General features: G+C 61.2%; 13 protein-coding genes. 7 read left to right on the top strand and 6 right to left on the bottom strand.

The window, feature by feature from the left end; all coding sequences use genetic code 11:
• Positions 1-44 precede the first annotated feature (44 nt).
• The 5 genes from AB4O09_RS08960 to AB4O09_RS08940 are packed head-to-tail and all read left to right on the top strand — an operon-like array spanning position 45 to position 4,166.
• Positions 45-851 carry an alkaline phosphatase family protein gene (locus AB4O09_RS08960; protein WP_069971454.1) on the top strand — a complete coding sequence of 269 codons (807 nt, stop codon included), beginning with the start codon at positions 45-47 and terminating at the stop codon, positions 849-851.
• A 5-nt stretch (positions 852-856) separates the two neighbouring features.
• Positions 857-1,693, top strand: coding sequence for an ABC transporter permease (locus AB4O09_RS08955; RefSeq protein WP_161796657.1), 837 nt, complete (start codon positions 857-859; stop codon positions 1,691-1,693).
• Positions 1,680-2,480: an ABC transporter permease gene (locus tag AB4O09_RS08950; protein WP_013694043.1), complete on the top strand. Its 801-nt coding sequence runs from the start codon at positions 1,680-1,682 to the stop codon at positions 2,478-2,480. Before AB4O09_RS08955 ends, AB4O09_RS08950 begins: the two co-directional genes overlap by 14 nt.
• Positions 2,477-3,466, top strand: a complete 990-nt coding sequence (locus tag AB4O09_RS08945; RefSeq protein WP_003204557.1) for an ABC transporter ATP-binding protein — start codon at positions 2,477-2,479, stop codon at positions 3,464-3,466. Before AB4O09_RS08950 ends, AB4O09_RS08945 begins: the two co-directional genes overlap by 4 nt.
• A 46-nt stretch (positions 3,467-3,512) precedes the next feature.
• Positions 3,513-4,166, top strand: a complete 654-nt coding sequence (locus AB4O09_RS08940; RefSeq protein ID WP_027911530.1) for an HAD family hydrolase — start codon at positions 3,513-3,515, stop codon at positions 4,164-4,166.
• A gap of 108 nt (positions 4,167-4,274) precedes the next feature.
• On the opposite strand, the gene AB4O09_RS08935 is transcribed toward AB4O09_RS08940, so the two are convergent.
• The 4 genes from AB4O09_RS08935 to AB4O09_RS08920 form a co-directional block, all read right to left on the bottom strand.
• Complete coding sequence (locus tag AB4O09_RS08935; RefSeq protein ID WP_460108104.1) at positions 4,275-5,063, bottom strand: DUF2182 domain-containing protein; 789 nt, start codon at positions 5,061-5,063, stop codon at positions 4,275-4,277.
• Complete coding sequence (locus AB4O09_RS08930; RefSeq protein ID WP_003204561.1) at positions 5,063-5,698, bottom strand: DUF1326 domain-containing protein; 636 nt, start codon at positions 5,696-5,698, stop codon at positions 5,063-5,065. Before AB4O09_RS08930 ends, AB4O09_RS08935 begins: the two co-directional genes overlap by 1 nt.
• 189 nt (positions 5,699-5,887) lie before the next feature.
• Positions 5,888-6,490, bottom strand: coding sequence for a hypothetical protein (locus AB4O09_RS08925; RefSeq protein ID WP_013694046.1), 603 nt, complete (start codon positions 6,488-6,490; stop codon positions 5,888-5,890).
• A 205-nt stretch (positions 6,491-6,695) separates the two neighbouring features.
• On the bottom strand, positions 6,696-7,658 hold the full coding sequence (locus tag AB4O09_RS08920; protein WP_003204563.1) for a zinc-binding dehydrogenase: 963 nt from the start codon (positions 7,656-7,658) through the stop codon (positions 6,696-6,698).
• Between the two features lie 139 nt (positions 7,659-7,797).
• Here AB4O09_RS08920 and AB4O09_RS08915 point away from each other — a divergent pair, with 139 nt between their 5' ends.
• Together AB4O09_RS08915 and AB4O09_RS08910 are read left to right on the top strand one after the other, a co-directional pair.
• Positions 7,798-9,876: a carboxy terminal-processing peptidase gene (locus tag AB4O09_RS08915; RefSeq protein WP_181819097.1), complete on the top strand. Its 2,079-nt coding sequence runs from the start codon at positions 7,798-7,800 to the stop codon at positions 9,874-9,876.
• Positions 9,877-9,994: 118 nt separating this feature from the next.
• Positions 9,995-11,782, top strand: coding sequence for a bifunctional diguanylate cyclase/phosphodiesterase (locus AB4O09_RS08910; RefSeq protein ID WP_027911532.1), 1,788 nt, complete (start codon positions 9,995-9,997; stop codon positions 11,780-11,782).
• A gap of 197 nt (positions 11,783-11,979) precedes the next feature.
• Here the strand turns inward: AB4O09_RS08910 and AB4O09_RS08905 are convergent, their stop codons facing one another.
• Together AB4O09_RS08905 and AB4O09_RS08900 are read right to left on the bottom strand one after the other, a co-directional pair.
• Positions 11,980-12,339: a hypothetical protein gene (locus tag AB4O09_RS08905; protein WP_027911533.1), complete on the bottom strand. Its 360-nt coding sequence runs from the start codon at positions 12,337-12,339 to the stop codon at positions 11,980-11,982.
• A complete protein-coding gene (locus AB4O09_RS08900) occupies positions 12,339-17,120 on the bottom strand; it encodes an RHS repeat-associated core domain-containing protein (protein WP_460108103.1) in 4,782 nt (1,593 codons plus the stop codon). The genes AB4O09_RS08905 and AB4O09_RS08900 overlap by 1 nt, the downstream gene beginning before the upstream one ends.
• Between the last annotated feature and the right edge of the window lie 30 nt (positions 17,121-17,150).

Below are 17,150 nucleotides of genomic sequence, written 5' to 3'. Positions count from 1 at the left end.
GGAGGATTCGAGTTTTCTGGTATCTGCCCGGAGTCCCGGTACCCATGAAGCACAACGTCATCCTGGTGGTGCTCGACGGTCTCAACCATGAGGTCGCCCGGCATGCCATGGGGCATTTGCAGGCTTACGTCGGCGCAGGACGCGCGGCCCTCTACAAACTGGAATGTGAGTTGCCCGCCCTGTCCCGCCCGCTCTACGAATGCATCCTCACCGGCGTCGTGCCCATTGACAGCGGGATCGTGCACAACAACGTCACACGCCTGTCGAACCAGCGCAGCATTTTCCACTACGCCACCCAGGCCGGCTTGAGTACGGCGGCCGCGGCGTATCACTGGGTCAGCGAGCTCTACAACGTTTCGCCCTTCGTGGCCGGTCGCGATCGTCACACCGACAACCCCGACCTGCCGATCCAGTACGGGCATTTCTATTGGAATGACCACTACCCCGATTCCCATCTGTTCGCCGACGCCGAACACCTGCGTCAGCGCTACCTGCCGAACTTCCTGCTGGTGCACCCGATGAACATCGACGACGCCGGCCACAAGCACGGCCTCGACACCCCGCAATACCGCAACAGCGCCCGCTCGGCCGACATCAACCTGGCGGTCTACCTGCAAGGCTGGCTCGACGCCGGTTACCAGGTGCTGGTGACGTCCGACCACGGCATGAACAACGATCGCTCCCATAACGGTCTGCTGGCCGAGGAACGGGAAGTGCCGCTGTTCGTCCTGGGCAGCGGCTTCAGTCTCGATCCCGCGGCCACGCCCCGGCAGACCGAACTGTGCGGCACCATCTGTCAATTGCTCGGCGTCGACCACGACAAACCCTATTGCCAGGAGTTACTCAAGTGAACGCCATGACGCGCGGCAAATGGCTGGCAGCGTTGTGCCTGGTGCCCTTCGCGATTTTCTTCATCGTGTTCCAGATCGCCCCGCTGCTTTGGGTGCTGCTCAACAGCCTGGAATCGGAAGAGTTCGGCTGGGGCCTGGCCAACTTCAGCAAGATCTTCAGTTCCAAGTTCTACCTGCAAGCGATCCAGCACAGCCTGGAGATCAGCTTCTGGTCCAGTGTGTTCGGCATCGTCATCGCCGTGCTGGGCAGCTACTCCCTGCGCCGGGTGGATTCGCGGCTGCGCAACTTCGTCAACGCCTTCGCCAACATGACCAGCAACTTCGCCGGCGTGCCCCTGGCCTTCGCCTTCATCATTTTGCTCGGGTTCAACGGCAGCATCACGATCATGCTCAAACAGGCGGGGATCATCGAGGATTTCAACCTGTACTCGAAAACCGGGCTGATCATCCTCTACACCTACTTCCAGATCCCCCTGGGCGTGCTGCTGCTCTATCCGGCCTTCGATGCCCTGCGCGAAGACTGGCGCGAATCCGCCGAGCTGCTGGGCGCCAACGGCTGGCAGTTCTGGCGCCACATCGGCTTGCCGGTGCTGACCCCGGCGCTGCTGGGCACCTTCGTGATCCTGCTGGCCAACGCCCTCGGCGCCTACGCCACGGTCTATGCGCTGACCACCGGCAACTTCAACGTGCTGCCGATTCGCATCGCCGCCATGGTCTCCGGCGACATTTCCCTCGACCCGAACATGGCCAGTGCCCTGGCCGTGATATTGGTGGCGTTGATGACCGTGGTCACCATCGTCCATCAGTTGCTGCTCAAGAGGAGCTACCATGTCTCGCGCTGAACCGGGCTCCGTCGGGCTCTATCATCGGGCGGTGGTGTACCTGCTGTTCGCCATCCTGCTGCTGCCCCTGGCCGGCACGCTCGTCTACTCCATCGCCAGCAGTTGGTCGGCCACCGTGCTGCCCAGCGGTTTCACGTTCAAATGGTATGTGCAGTTGTGGAGCGACCCGCGTTTTCTCCACGCCTTCGGCCAATCGCTGCTGGTCTGCGTCGGTGCGCTGGTGCTCTCGGTGGTGTTGATCCTGCCGTTGCTGTTCGTGGTGCATTACCACTTCCCCAGACTCGACGCGCTGATGAACATCCTCATCCTGCTGCCCTTCGCGGTGCCGCCGGTGGTGTCGTCGGTGGGGCTGTTGCAACTCTACGGCTCCGGGCCGCTGGCGATGGTCGGCACGCCGTGGATCCTGATCGGTTGCTACTTCACCGTCGCCTTGCCGTTCATGTACCGGGCGATCACCAACAACCTGCAAGCCATCAACCTGCGCGACCTGATGGACGCCGCCCAACTGCTCGGCGCCAGCACTTTCCAGGCCGCGTTCCTGGTGGTGCTGCCAAACCTGCGCAAGGGCTTGATGGTGGCGTTGCTGCTGTCCTTCTCGTTCCTGTTCGGCGAATTCGTGTTTGCCAACATCCTCGTCGGCACTCGCTATGAAACCCTGCAGGTGTACCTGAACAACATGCGCAACAGCAGCGGTCACTTCACCAGTGCGCTGGTGATTTCCTACTTCTTCTTCGTACTGGTCCTGACCTGGGCGGCCAACATCTTGAACAAGGACAAAAGCCAATGAGCTACGTCAGCGTCCAACACCTGCAAAAAAGCTACGCCGGCACGCCGGTGTTCAGCGACATCAATTGCGAGATCCGCAAGGGCGAATTCGTCACCCTCCTCGGCCCTTCCGGTTGTGGCAAGTCCACGCTGTTGCGCTGCATTGCCGGCCTGACCGCGGTGGATGCCGGCCAGATCATCCTCGACGGGCAAGACATCGTCCCGTTGAGCCCGCAGAAACGCGGCATCGGCATGGTCTTCCAGAGCTACGCCTTGTTCCCCAACATGACCGTGGAACAGAACGTCGCCTTCGGCCTGCGCATGCAAAAAGTCGAGGCATCGGACAGCCACAAGCGTGTGCTGGAGATCCTGCGCCTGGTGGAGCTGCATGATTTTGCCGGCCGCTATCCCCATCAACTGTCCGGCGGCCAATGCCAGCGCGTCGCCCTCGCCCGCTCCCTGGTGACCCGGCCGCGCCTGTTGCTGCTGGACGAGCCACTGTCGGCCCTGGATGCACGGATTCGCAAGCACTTGCGCGAACAAATCCGACAGATCCAGCGTGAGTTGGGCCTGACCACGATCTTCGTCACACACGACCAGGAAGAAGCCCTGACCATGTCTGACCGGATTTTCCTGATGAACCAGGGAAAGATCGTACAAAGCGGCGATGCAGAAACCCTTTACACAGCGCCAGTCGACGTCTTTGCCGCCGGCTTCATCGGCAACTACAACCTGCTGGACGCCGACAGCGCGACCAAACTGCTGCAACGGCCGATGAGCGGCCGTATCGCCATCCGTCCGGAAGCCATCGAGCTGAGCCGCGACGGCGAGGCCGATGCGCTGATCCGCAGCCACAGTCTGTTGGGCAACGTGATTCGCTACCGGGTCGAGGCTCGTGGCGTGGAACTGGTGGTGGATGTACTCAATCGCTCGGCCGCCGACCTGCACCCCGATGGCGCACGCTTGTCACTTTCCATCGATCCGTCGGCGCTGTGTGAGGTAGCCTGATGGCTTTATCGATTTTGAAGCTGATCTTGAAGAGGAAAACGCGCTGATGGCCCTGGCAATTTTTGATCTGGACGAAACCCTGATCCACGGCGACTGCGCCACCCTCTGGAGCGAACAGATGGGACGCCTGGGCTGGGTCGATCCCGAGTCGTTCATGCAGCGCAACAACGCGCTGATGGACGCCTACAGCCACGGCAAGCTGAGCATGGAAGAGTACATGGACTTCAGCCTGGAACCGATGATCGGCCGCACACCGGAAGAAATCGAACACCTGGTGGCACCGTGGGTGGAAGACTTCATCGAACCGATCATCTTCAGCGACGCCACCAAGACCATCGCCGAACACCGCAAGGCCGGCGACCGGATCCTGGTGATCTCGGCCTCGGGCACGCACCTGGTCAAGCCGATTGCCGAACGCCTGGGCATCGACGAGATCCTGGCGATCGAACTTGAAGTGACCCATGGGGTGTACAGCGGCCAGACCGTGGGCACCCTGACCTACCGCGAAGGCAAGATCGCGCGGCTGCTGGACTGGCTGGATGCCGAGGAGGAGAACCTGGAAGGCGCGAGTTTCTATTCCGACTCGCGCAATGACCTGCCGTTGTTGCAGCGGGTGGATTTCCCCCACGTGGTGAACCCGGACCCGGTATTGAAGGCCCACGCTGAACTGGCCGGGTGGCCAATCCATACCTGGAAATAAGCAGCCTCGTGTGGGAGCGAGCTTGCTCGCGATAGTGGTGGATCAGCCGGCATTGATTTATCTGATACACCGCCATCGCGAGCAAGCTCAGCTCCCACAGGTTCAGGTTCAGCCCAGCAGCAGCCACAGGCTCCAGCCGAGCAACAACACACCGCAGAGACGACTGAGCCAGAGTCCCTGCGGCAGGTTTTTCTCCAGCAAGATGAAGGCACCGATCACTGCCACCCAGAGCAGGTTCATCACGCCGACCACAAACAGCAGGCCCATCAGGGCCCAGCAGCAGCCCAGACAATAAGCGCCATGGGCCAGGCCCATGCGCCAGCCGCCGAGCACGTTGGGGCGCCAGTAGCTGAGCAGAAAATGCAGCGGCCCGCGACAATGCTCAAGGCAGACCGCCTTGCTTGGCAGCCACTGATAGATACCTGCAACCAGCAGCAGGCCGGCGCCCAGCGCGGTACTGGTGCTGCGCATCCCCGGACTGAGCAGGGCGAGTTGCTCGAGCGCCCATTGCAGCGCCGTGGCGCCCAGGGCGAAACCGGCCCAGACCAGGACATAGGCACTGCAGAACAGCAGCAGGGCCAAGTGTCGCTGCGGTGCCGGCATGCGCTTGCGCAGCATCTGCTGGTAGATCAACAGCATGGGCAAAGTGCTGGGCAGCATCATGCCGACCATCATCACCACCCACATGGCGAACATCAGCAGCGCATCGGCCAGGCTCCAGGGCATGAGCATGCCGCCCATTGCCGTATCAGCCATGCCGCCCGGCGCACTCATGTCGTGGGCCATGCGCAACAGCAGCAGCCAGGCCAGGGCGGTCAGCGCGAGCAGGCAGAGCAGGAGCAGCCACTGCTCGCCCGTCAGTCGATTGCTCGGCGTCGCCGCCTGAGGTTCGGCCATTACGGCTCTATGCCATGGCCGGTGAAGTGCACGTGGGCGAGGTGGCTATGACTGCCCTGGGATTGTAGTTTCAGGGCAGAATGCGTCTGGTAGCTACCGCTGGCCACTTCGGCCTCGAGGAACTCGAAGCCGTTGGGCAGGGACAGGCGGACTCGATGAGGGGAGCCGTCGATCGGGCTGCGGATCGGCTCGCCGCTGGCCTGCAGCACGCCTGGAATGTCCAGGTGCGCCAAGCGCTGATCGACATCGATGGAGAGGGTGATGGGCACGAACAGCGGTTCGAACGCTTCACTCATGGTGCTACTGAACACCTGGAACACGTTGGCCCCAGGGTCGCTCTCCAAGCCAGAGAGGATGGTCAACAAGGACTGGCGCTGCGCCTCGTCGGCGCGCTCATCAATGAACACCTGGCAACTGCCGTTGCCCTCATGGATGGCACCCGGCCAAGCGAAGGTGGCGGCCCAGCACAAGCCGTCCAGCGCCACCTGATTGAAATACCCGTGTTCCACTCGCATCGACGCCACCGCCTGGCAGTGACCATGGGTCGGTGGCGCATCGAATTGGCAGGGGCAGCCCCAATTGCAGTTGCAGGCAACGAACTCGACGCCCTGCATGCGCCATTCGGCGATGGCCATGATCAACCTCTTCACCTGGCGGGTGAAATGAAAGCTGCGGTTACCCCATCCCCCATTAGTTAACGCTAGCAGCGCGCGCGCATCGGATACGGGCTGCCGACCGAAGGTCAGCTTGCCCGTAGGCGCCGGTCAAAGGTTCAAACCACTGTCGAGAGGGATGGGGGTAGCTGTCAGCGACAAACCCTGGCGCTAGAGCCCGCAATACACCTGCATCGCATTCATGGCCGTGTCATCCCCGCTGCCCTGGTCAGGCTCCACCTTGGTTCGGAACCCCCTGATCTTTTTGTAACCGGTGCCATCGAGGCAACTGTAGAACCCGGTCCAATCTCCCCATGCGACTGGCGGGTCGCCTACGAGGATTTCCGACCCACAATTCATCTTGATATTGCCGGCGGCGGTATCGTCCTTCGAGCCCTTTTCCTTGTCCCGGCCCTGAAAGCGTTCCACCTGAATGGCAAATGCGATGGCTGGTGTCTCGCGACACACATGGTCCCGGCCCCAGCTTCCCCACTTTCCTTCAAGGCTTTGGATATAAGTGGCCGCCCCGTTGACTCCGCTCTTGCAGATAAGCTGGACCGCATTCAAAGCACTGTCGTCGCCGTTGCCCTGATAGGGTTCACTTTTGAGTCGGAACCCCCAGACATATTGCCCCTGGGGGCAATATGCAGCGGCGCCCCAATTGCCCCAGGCGCCTTGTTCCGATGTGTCTGACGGCACTTGCCCTCGGGCAGCCCCGCAGGCCATCAGTGAGAGCGTGAAAAACAGCATGTATCTGGCAGCGTAAGCGGACATGGCAGCACCCTACCTGAGTCTGGAAAAGACTGATCGGAGAGACAGCCGACACTCTCGCACCCCACTCTAGAATGGGGTCCGAAAGGCGTCTACTGTCAGACTTGACAGGGTGTCTTGCTATCCGGCACGTCAGTGTTTCTGGAAATAATGACGTCTGTGGGAGCGAGCAAGCTCGCTCCCACAGGTCTGCGCACGGTTTCCGAAATCAGCTCAGGCTCTCATCGATCACCAACACCAGCTTCCCGGACACCTGGTTGGTCGCCAGTTCCGCGAATGCTGCTTCGGCGTCCTTGATGGCGAAGGTCTTGGCCAGTTGCGGGCTCAGGCGTTTGTCGGCAAACAGCGGCCACACCTGTTGGCCCAGCTCGCTGATCAGGTCGGCCTTGAACTGCTCGTCTCGGCTGCGCAAGGTCGAGCCAAGCAATTGGATGCGCTTGCCCAGCACCTGCGCCAGATCGAGCTCGGTCGAGCGCCCGCCCATCAGGCCGATCAACACCCAGCGGCCGTCAACTGACAAAAGTTTCACGTTGAGTTTGGCGTAGCTGCCGCCCACCGGATCGAGGATCACGTCGAAGGGACCGAGATCGTTCAAACTCTCCAGACCATCGGTGCGTACCACGCCGCCCTGGGCGCCCAGTGCCTCGCAATAGGCCAGCCGCTCGGTCGAGCCGACACTGACCCAACATGGGTTGCCGAACGCCTTGCACAGCTGGATCGCGGCCGAGCCGACGCCACTGGCCCCGGCGTGCAACAGTACTTTTTCACCCGGCTTGAGCGCCGCCAGCTGGAACAGATTCAGCCACGCGGTGCTGTAAACCTCCGGCAGCGCGGCCGCTTCAGCCAATGACAAACCCTCCGGCACCGGCAATACATGCCGGCCATCGACCACCACCTCCTCGGCCATCCCGCCGCCGGCCAGCAACGCGCAAACCCGATCACCCACCTGCCAGGACGAGCCCGGCCCGACCTCGCTGATGACTCCGGCACATTCCAGCCCCAACACCTGGCTGGCGCCGGGTGGCGGCGGGTAAAGTCCGGCTTTTTGCAGCAAATCGGCCCGATTCAGGCCCGCGGCTGCCACACGAATACGAACTTGCCCGACATCACACGCCGGGCTCGGCTCATCTGCCCATACCACTTGGCCTTCAACGCCTTGCAATGCTTTCACAGTGCCTCCATAGTGAGTCTCGACTGGGCCCGCTGCTTCAACGCCGGGCTTTCTTGCATTATGCGCCCGGGCCACATGGAACCGGCGACTTCAAAGACGGCCTAATATGCGTTATCAATTGTCCCTGCGTCGAATCAGCATGAAGCATCTGTTCACCAGTACCGCCCTCGCGCTAGTCATTGGCCTCGGCCTGTTACCGTTGTCGAACGATACGTTCGCAGCCAACAGCTGGGACAAGCTTCAGCCCGATCGTGACGAGGTGATTGCCAGCCTTAACGTCGTCGAGTTGCTCAAGCGCCATCACTACAGCAAGCCGCCACTCGATGATGCGCGCTCAGTCATCATCTACGACAGCTACCTGAAGCTGCTCGATCCGTCGCGCAGTTACTTCCTGGCCAGCGACATCGCTGAATTCGACAAGTGGAAAACCCAGTTCGACGACTTCCTCAAGAGCGGCGACCTGAACGCCGGGTTCACCATCTACAAGCGCTACCTGGACCGCGTGAAGGCGCGTCTGGACTACGCCATTGCCGAGCTGAACAAAGGCGTCGACAAAATCGATTTCAACACCAAGGAAACCTTGCTGGTCGACCGCAAGGACGCCCCTTGGCTCAAAAGCACAGCCGAACTCGACGACCTGTGGCGCAAGCGCGTCAAGGACGAAGTGCTGCGCATGAAGATCGCCGGCAAGGATCCCAAGCAGATCCAGGAAACCCTGACCAAGCGCTACAAGAACCAATTGGTTCGCCTGGACCAGACCCGCGCCGAGGACATTTTCCAGGCGTACATCAACACCTTCGCCATGTCCTACGACCCGCACACCAATTATCTGTCGCCGGATAACGCGGAAAACTTCGACATCAACATGAGCCTGTCCCTGGAAGGCATCGGTGCGGTGCTGCAGAGCGACAACGACCAGGTGAAAATCGTGCGCCTGGTCCCGGCGGGCCCTGCGGACAAGACCAAACAGGTCAGCCCGGCGGACAAGATCATCGGCGTCGCCCAAGGCAACAAGGAAATGGTCGATGTGGTCGGCTGGCGCCTGGACGAAGTGGTCAAGCTGATCCGTGGTCCGAAAGGCTCGGTGGTGCGCCTGGAAGTCATCCCGGCCAGCAATGCGCCGAACGACCAGACCAGCAAGATCGTGTCCATCACCCGTGAAGCGGTGAAGCTGGAAGAACAGGCAGCGAAGAAATCGGTCCTCAACCTCAAGCAGGACGGCAAGGACTACAAGCTCGGCATCATTGAGATCCCGGCCTTCTATCTGGACTTCAAGGCCTTCCGCGCCGGGGATCCGGACTACAAGAGCACCACCCGCGACGTCAAGAAACTGCTGACCGAGCTGCAGAAGGAAAAAGTCGACGGCGTGGTCATCGACTTGCGCAACAACGGCGGCGGCTCCCTGCAGGAAGCCACCGAGCTGACCAGCCTGTTCATCGACAAGGGCCCGACCGTGCTCGTGCGTAACGCCGATGGCCGGGTGGATGTACTGGAAGACGAAAACCCCGGTGCGTTCTACAAGGGGCCAATGGCCTTGCTGGTCAATCGCCTGTCCGCGTCGGCCTCGGAGATTTTCGCCGGCGCCATGCAGGACTATCACCGTGCGCTGATCATCGGCGGCCAGACCTTCGGCAAAGGCACCGTGCAGACCATCCAGCCGCTCAACCATGGCGAACTGAAACTGACCCTGGCGAAGTTCTACCGGGTTTCGGGCCAGAGCACCCAGCACCAGGGCGTGCTGCCTGACATCGATTACCCGTCGATCATCGACACCAAGGAAATCGGTGAAAGCGCCCTGCCCGAAGCCATGCCGTGGGACACCATCCGGCCTGCGATCAAACCCGCCGTGGACCCGTTCAAGCCGTTCCTGGCCCAACTCAAGTCCGAGCATGACACCCGCACGGCCCAGGATGCAGAGTTTGTCTTCATCCGCGACAAGCTGGCCCTGGCGCAGAAGTTGATGATGGAAAAAACCGTCACCCTCAACGAAGCCGATCGTCGCGCGCAGCATTCCGACATCGAGGCCAAGCAACTGACCATGGAAAACCTGCGTCGCAAGGCCAAGGGCGAAGAGCCGCTCAAAGAGCTGAAGAAAGAGGACGAAGACCTGATCACCGAGCCAGAGAAAACCAAGCCGGAAGACGATGCCTACCTGAGCGAGACCGGGCGGATCCTGCTGGATTACCTGAAACTCAACACGGCGATCGCCAAGCACTAAGATGATGGCCATTTAATGGTGATGCTCGTCGGAGTGTCATCAAACTGACATCAGTCTGTCGTGAAATACAGGACTGGGTGCCGCGCACCCGGTCCTTTTTTTATCGCCAGAGATTGCCATGACCACGACAGAACAGCTGAGTGCCTTGAGTTCGATCCTGGCTCAAAGCGGTTTGCACAGCCTGTTCCAACCGATCATCTGCCTTTCCGAACGGCGCATCGTGGGTTATGAAGCCTTGACCCGCGGTCCCTCCAACAGCCCGTTGCACTCCCCCATCGCGCTGCTTTCCGTGGCACGCCAGGCCGGCCGCCTCAGCGAACTGGAGTTGGCCTGCCGCCGCAGCGCCTGCCAGCGCTTCAATGAGCAAAAACTGCCGGGCAAGCTGTTTCTCAACGTCTCGCCTGAGTCGCTGCTGGAATCCGCACACCAGACAGGGCGCACACTGCAGCTGCTGCAGGACTTCGGCATTGCCCCCAGCCAGGTCGTGATAGAACTGACTGAACAAACCCCCATCGATGACTTCCAGCTCCTGCAAACCGCGCTGCATCATTATCGTGCGATGGGTTTCTCGATTGCTCTGGACGACTTGGGCGCCGGTTATTCGAGCCTGCGGTTGTGGTCTGAATTGCGGCCCGATTATGTGAAGATCGACCGGCATTTCATCGACGGCATCCACCAGGACGCCCTCAAGCGCGAGTTCGTGGGCTCGATCCTGAAAATCGCCCGGGCCTCCCGCGCCCAAGTGATTGCCGAGGGCATCGAACTGCCGGAAGAACTGGCGGTGCTGATCGAAATGGGCGTCGACCTGGTCCAGGGCTATCTGCTGGCCCGGCCTCAGGAACAACCGTCACGCGACGCCAGGGCGCTGATGCCCAAGCAGGACAGCGGCGTGGCGGCGTTGAGCGATGAGGTCAACGACCTCAGTGCGCTGCTCAACGAACAACCGGCAGTGGCCCACAACACACCGACAGCCACCGTGCTGGAAGCGTTTCGTCGCCAGGCCAACCTCAACTCCCTGGCAGTGCTGGATGATCAAGGCCAGCCCTGCGGCATCGTTCACCGCCATTCGCTCTCGGACGCCTTGCTCAAACCCTTCGCCACCGACCTGTTCGCCCGCAAACCCATCAGTCGCTTGATGAGCGACGACTTTCTCGCGGTAGAGTTGAACCAGTCACTGCAACAAGTCAGCCGCCTGATCACCAGCCGCGCCCGACAACGCATCGAAGAAGACTTCATCATCACCCTCAACGGCGGCTACCTGGGCCTGGGCCGGGTGATCGATGTGCTCAAGCTCATCACCGAACTGAAAATCCAGCAGGCCCGCTACGCCAACCCCCTGACCCTGCTGCCGGGCAACGTCCCGATCCAGCAATGCCTCACGCGCCTGCTGCAACAACGGCAGGAATCGGTGATCTGCTACGTGGACATCGACAGTTTCAAACCCTTCAACGACATCTACGGCTACGGTCGCGGCGACGAAGTCCTGCTGTGCCTGGCCCAATGCCTGAACGAACGCATCGACCCCAGCCGCGACTTCGTCGGCCACATCGGCGGTGACGACTTCCTGCTGGTCCTCGGCCCGGAAGACTGGCGCAGACGCCTGGACCAGCTACTCAGCGACTTCCAGACCCACTGCCGCCGCTTCTACCGCCCCGAGCACCTGGAGGCGGGATGTTTTACGGCGTTGAACCGACAGGGCGTTCGGCAGGAGTTCGCGTTGTTGTCGCTATCGATTGGGGTGGTGCATCTGCGTGCCGAGGCCTGCGAAGAGTTGGATGCCAGTCAGTTGGCTGAGCTGGCTTCGCAGGCCAAGCATCATGCCAAGGAGATTCTGGGGGGGAGTGTGTATTTGGTGGATGGTTTGGCGGAGCGGGAGCCTGTGGTGGCGTTGGGATTGTCAGGGTGAAGCATCTGGCGCGGCCCCGTGGCGAGGGGGCTTTGTAGGAGCTGGCGAAGCCTGCGATCTTTTGATCGATCGTTCCCACGCTCCAGCGTGGGAATGTCGCCAGGGACGCTCCGCGTTCTGCTTCTGAATGTGACGGATAGCGTTACGGGATGCATTCCCACGCAGCAGGTAACGATTAAATATTCTTTCTAATTAAGTTATGAGTTTTCGGCCACCTCTGACTGATAGCGTTTGAGGCAGCTCAGCAAAACTCTCATAAAGTGACGCTGATCCTTAACATCATCATCGAAATATGTGGTTATCCTAGAAAATATCTCATCAAAATTCGCCCCCTCTTCCAGATAGAAGAAAATTCTTTCAATAAACCATTCGCGCTCATGAGATTGAAATATTAAAAAATCGGATTTAAGCAAGGAATCAAACAACTCCACCAATTCGGAGTCGGCGTTGATATCCTTCGAGACAATAACCTCCTCCCTTGCCTCATCTATCGTATTCTCTATATCAAATACAAATAATAGACTTCTTAGCACAACCATATCAGACGACTTCGTCATCACTCAAATTCCGTATAGCTGGTTATCGGAAGGCCTTTATCATTCAGTATCACCACAGCCTTTGTTTGCTCGCCATATTCCAACCCTTCCTTTTTATATCCTTCTCCGACTTTTCTTCCAAACTCAATAGGCTCACGAGATTGTTGCAGACCACTCTCTTTGAAAACGAGCCGCGCTCTATTTATCGCATAAAGTTGATCTCGATGACTTATGAAGTGTGTTGCCGCAGTAGGAATTTTAGGTTCTCCCTTTTTTTTACCTTTGGTATAACGTTCAATTTCACCCGTTGTAGGGTTTTTACCAGATTGCAGCCGTTCCATTTGCGATTGCAAGGTGGTCTGCGCACCGTGTTTTTCCAGAAAGTGAGCGCCATCAATAGAACCTTCCATTTCCCTTAACTCCTTATAAGCTTTTGCCTCCGCTAGTTCATGCTCCTGTGCCCGCTGCTCCGCCGTCATCGGCAGCCGCGGCTCCCCCTCATCCACCCCAACCTTAACCGCCGGATCCTGCTCCCCAACCGCCGGCCTACACCCACCCTTCCCCGGACAATCCACCAACCCCAACGGATCCACCCACCCCGTCGGGTTCAGGGTGTACCGGTACCCATTGAGCCCACCCGCCAACTTGCTCGGATCAGGCGTCAGATAGCGGCCAGTCTCGGGATTGTAGTAGCGGTGGCGGTTGTAGTGCAGGCCGCTTTCGGGGTCGAAGTATTGGCCCTGGAAGCGCAGCGGTTGTTCCAGCTGTTCGCCGCCGCCGTGCTGGAGTTCGGTGAGTTGGCCGTAGCCGTTGTAGCGCGCCGACCAGACGATCTGGCCGCTGAAGCTGGTCAGTTCCTGGGGCGTGCCCAGGTGGTCGAGGTGGTAGTAGAACGGGCAGGCCTTGAGGCCTTCGCCGTCGAGCATCGCCAGCGGGCGGTAGGTGCCGGGTTCGTAGACATAGCTGCGGTGGTGGCGCGGGCTGTTTTCGGCGACGACCTGGTCGCCCTGCCAGAAAAATTCCGTGGTCAGCCCGTCCACCGTTTTGCTGATGCGTCGGCCGAAGGCGTCGTAGCGGTAGGACATTTCGCGCCCGTCCGCCGTGGTGACGCCGATCAGGCGGTGCTGGCTGTCGTAGCGGTAGGCGCTGACCAGGGCCTGGCCGCGGCGTTCGCGGAGCAGGTTGCCGAAGGCGTCGTAGTCGTAGTGGCGGTCGCCCTCCTTCAGCAGGCGGTTGCCCTTGAGGGTGGTCGGGCCGGGGCGATCCTGCATCAGCAGGTTGCCGGCCGGGTCGTGGCAGAAGTGTTCCGGCGGCTCGCTGTGGGAAAAGTCGATGCGGGTCAGGCGATCCAGCGGGTCGTACTGGTAGCTGCGGCGGTTTCGGTTGTCGGAAAGGGTTTGCAGGTTGCCCTTGGCGCTGTAGGCATAATCGCGCCAGAACAGTTGCTGCTGTCGACTCTGCCACACGGTCTGGGCCTTGAGACGGCCCTGTTCATCGTAGTCGTAGTCACTGAGCAGCCGGCCTTGCTGGCGTTGCCGTTCGCGCCCGCCGTCAAAGCGGTGTTCGGTCAGGCGCGAGCCGTTGAGGTCGATGGCGGTCAGTGCGCCACCCGGGGCATGGTGGTAGTCGAGCTGGCTGTCGTCCGGCAGGCGCAGGTGGTTGAGGCGCCCGCAAGCGTCGTAGCGATAACGCAGGGTGCCCCAGCCCTGGTGCTCGCAGACCAAGCGGTCCTGGGCGTCGTATTCGAAGGCCAACGGATGATCGCTGCCGTCGTTGACGTGGACCAATCGGCCCAGCTCGTCGTAGCGGTATTCGATGGCCTGGCCGTCGGGCAAGGTCTTGAGCCGCAGCCGCCCGGCCGCGTCGCGCTGGTACTGGGTGAGCCGTTGTGAACCGTCCTCGCCGTGCTCGGTTTTTTCCAGCAGGTGGCCGTTGAGGTCGTAGGCGTAGGCAGTGCGTTGGCCGTCAAAGCCGACTTGCTGTCGGATCAAGCCGTTGGGCGTGTAGTCCAGCTGATATTTTTCGCCGGATTCGTTTTCGATTTCGGTCAGCAACAGCCGCGCCGAGTCGTAGCGGTACTTCAGCTCGCTGCCGTCGGGGTTCAGGCGGCGGCTGACCAGGTGCAGGTCGTCGGCGTATTCGTAGCGGGTGACCCGCCCTTGTTCATCGCACTCGGCGGTGACCTTGCCGTAGGCGTTGTAGCGCCAGGTTCGGGTGGCACCGTTGGGCAAGGTCACCTGCAGCAGGCGGCCGACGGCGTCCCATTGGTAGTGCGTGAGCGCGCCGTGTTCGTCCTGGCGGCTGAGCAAACGCCCCAGGGCGTCGTAGGAAAAACACCGGCGACCGCCGTCGGGCAGGATCTCTTCGGTCAGTTGGCCCAGGCGACTCCAGGTGAAGCGATGTTCACCACCGTCCGGGGCATACGTCGCCAGCAGTTGCCCATGGGCGTCGTAGGCATATTCCGTGCGCCGGCCATCCGGGTCGATGAGGACGATCACGTCGCCGCGGGCATTGCGCCGGTAGGTCCACACGGCCTTGCCGCGTGAACGGGCGTGCAGGAAACCGTTGCGGTATTCGTAGGACGTCGGCGCCTCATCCGGGGGAAGCAGCGCCACCAGCCGTCCGACCTCGTCGTAGCGGTATTCGCTGACCGCCCCCAACGGGTCCTGCTCAGCAATCAGCCGGCCCTGTTCGTCGTAGGCCTTGAGGTGCTCGCCGCCGTCGGGCTCGACCTTGCGCACCAGCCGCGCCCGCTCGTCGTGGACATATACCTCCTGGCTGCCATCCAGGTGCTGGACCGTGACGCTGCCGTCTTCGCCCCAGGTGTAGCGGCTGTCCATCTGCGCAAACGAGGCCCAATGCCGTACGCAGCGGGACGCCGGCCCGACGCCTTGCCACTCCCAGTAGAAACTTGCCCCACCGGCCAGTTGTCGCTGGAGGATGACGTGCCGGTCGTCGTAGTCGTAGCGCTCGCTTTCACCGGCAGCATTGGTCGCTTCGATCAGTCGGAAACGTCCGTCGTAGCGGTAGGACACCAGCGTCTGCTCGGTCTGCCAGGCTTCGTCGAGGGTGATGGCGGGATGGAAGCTCTGGTAGTCGACGGCAATCAGGTGGCGCTGTTCGTAACGCAGGCGCAAGGCGCGCCCGGCGCCGTTGTCCAGGCGGCTGATGTCGCCATGGATGTTGCGCAGGATGGTCAGGCGGTTGTCGTAGCGGTCGCTGAGGGCGCTCAGGTGGCCGTCGCGAAAGTGCAGGAATGGAGCGTTTTCGCCGGGTTGGGCGACGATCAGTTCGTCCGCCTCGGTGCCCAGGTAGATCGCTGCGCGGGCCAGGCTGTTGTGGATCGCCGGACGCTGGGCGCTGGGCAGCGGAAAGGTCGTGCGGCGGTTTTCCTGGTCGACCCAGGTGACCTGCTCGCCCTCGAGTTCCAAGCGATGGGCCAGGGCATGGCTCCAACCGCGCCCGAGGCCGACGTCCAGGTCGGCGGCGCTGGTGCGGTACAAACGGGTGAAGACGAACGGCAAGCGACCATCGAGGGTGCCGTCGTCGAGGGTCAGCAGTTCTTCGCCGGTGACCATCGACACCGGGCAGCCGCTGGTCTGGGTCTGGGCCGCAGTGTCGGCGCTGTCGCCGTTGGGGTTTTTCGACTGGGCCGGGGCGTCGTCGTGATGTTCGTGTTTTTTCAGCGTGGTGTTGCGCTGCGCATCCCAGCGCAGTTGCATCCGGCCCTTTTTCACCCCGGCCGCGATACCGCGCGCCGCCACGGATTTGTAGCGGTCCACGTAGGTCATGAAGCCATTGACCACCGCGAAGATCGCCCCGATGAAACGCTGCATGGCACCCAGCAGGCGCACGCCCACATTCCCCAGGCGCATCGACAGATAAGCGATACCGGCACCCGCACCGGTGAAGGTCAGGACGACACCAATCAACAGGTCGATCAACAACTGCACTGTCACCCTCGACAGGGCTTCGGCCGTTTCCCCGGCAACCTCACTGGGCGGCAACATCTCCAACCAGAGACTGGCGGTGCGCACCAACAGGCACAGCGCCGCTTCGTCGCTGGCCAGCAGTTGCAGCTTGGCCATCACCAGCGGTGTTTTTTCCGCCAGGTCCTCCAGTTGCTTGGCGCTTTCGCCCAACCGATCAACAAACTGACCAGGGTCCTTAAGAATGTCCGAGAGTAAGCTGATGCTGTCCCAAACACTTTCAATCGCCGCCCAACTACCGGCGAGCAGCCCGTTCCCCACCGCCGCCGCCGAAGTCGACAGCGATTGTTGTGCCCATCGCGGCTTGAAACCCTGCCACTCACCGCGCAACCAGTCCGTCAGATCGGTGGTCAGGCCATCGTAGGAAGAAAACAGATTCGCGATTTGCTTGGCGGACACCTCGCCCTGGACATGAACCCGATAGGACTTGCCTGCCTCACCCAGGAAGGTCCCCAGGCCCTGGGCATCCAGGGTGACCGGCGTGACCTCGCCGCTGGCCACGTCCACCACATCCACCGCGATGTCGCCCAGCGGGATGTCGTACACCGACTCGAACTTGCTCTCGATCGTCATCGGCCCGCCCTTGGGGCACTGGACGACCGTGGAGAGGAAGTCATCGTCACCGATGCTGACAGCGGTGGTGCTGTCACCAAAGCGGATCAGCCGCTCCATGCCCATCAGCGACGGCAGGTCAGCGACATGACTGGCCCGATCCGCTGCTCGGCTGTACCAGCGCTCGAGCTGCTCGCGGTAGGCCGAAAGGGTGCCTTTGAAGCTGTCGAGTTCCTGCTCGATTCGGCTCACCTGATCCATCAGGACAGGGCTCGCTCAAGGGCCGGCAGG

The organism is Pseudomonas sp. H1_F01, assembly GCF_054681425.1.
The sequence above is the reverse complement of the archived record's forward strand: the minus strand, read 5'-3'. Positions and strand labels throughout refer to the sequence as shown.

Coding starts and splice junctions, on each gene's coding strand:
- AB4O09_RS08925 (WP_013694046.1), bottom strand. CDS start 6,490: ATGTCCGCTTACGCTGCCAGATACATGCTGTTTTTCACGCTCTCACTG.
- AB4O09_RS08960 (WP_069971454.1), top strand. CDS start 45: ATGAAGCACAACGTCATCCTGGTGGTGCTCGACGGTCTCAACCATGAG.
- AB4O09_RS08905 (WP_027911533.1), bottom strand. CDS start 12,339: ATGACGAAGTCGTCTGATATGGTTGTGCTAAGAAGTCTATTATTTGTA.
- AB4O09_RS08915 (WP_181819097.1), top strand. CDS start 7,798: ATGAAGCATCTGTTCACCAGTACCGCCCTCGCGCTAGTCATTGGCCTC.
- AB4O09_RS08935 (WP_460108104.1), bottom strand. CDS start 5,063: ATGGCCGAACCTCAGGCGGCGACGCCGAGCAATCGACTGACGGGCGAG.
- AB4O09_RS08945 (WP_003204557.1), top strand. CDS start 2,477: ATGAGCTACGTCAGCGTCCAACACCTGCAAAAAAGCTACGCCGGCACG.
- AB4O09_RS08955 (WP_161796657.1), top strand. CDS start 857: ATGACGCGCGGCAAATGGCTGGCAGCGTTGTGCCTGGTGCCCTTCGCG.
- AB4O09_RS08900 (WP_460108103.1), bottom strand. CDS start 17,120: ATGGATCAGGTGAGCCGAATCGAGCAGGAACTCGACAGCTTCAAAGGC.
- AB4O09_RS08950 (WP_013694043.1), top strand. CDS start 1,680: ATGTCTCGCGCTGAACCGGGCTCCGTCGGGCTCTATCATCGGGCGGTG.
- AB4O09_RS08930 (WP_003204561.1), bottom strand. CDS start 5,698: ATGGCCATCGCCGAATGGCGCATGCAGGGCGTCGAGTTCGTTGCCTGC.
- AB4O09_RS08910 (WP_027911532.1), top strand. CDS start 9,995: ATGACCACGACAGAACAGCTGAGTGCCTTGAGTTCGATCCTGGCTCAA.
- AB4O09_RS08940 (WP_027911530.1), top strand. CDS start 3,513: ATGGCCCTGGCAATTTTTGATCTGGACGAAACCCTGATCCACGGCGAC.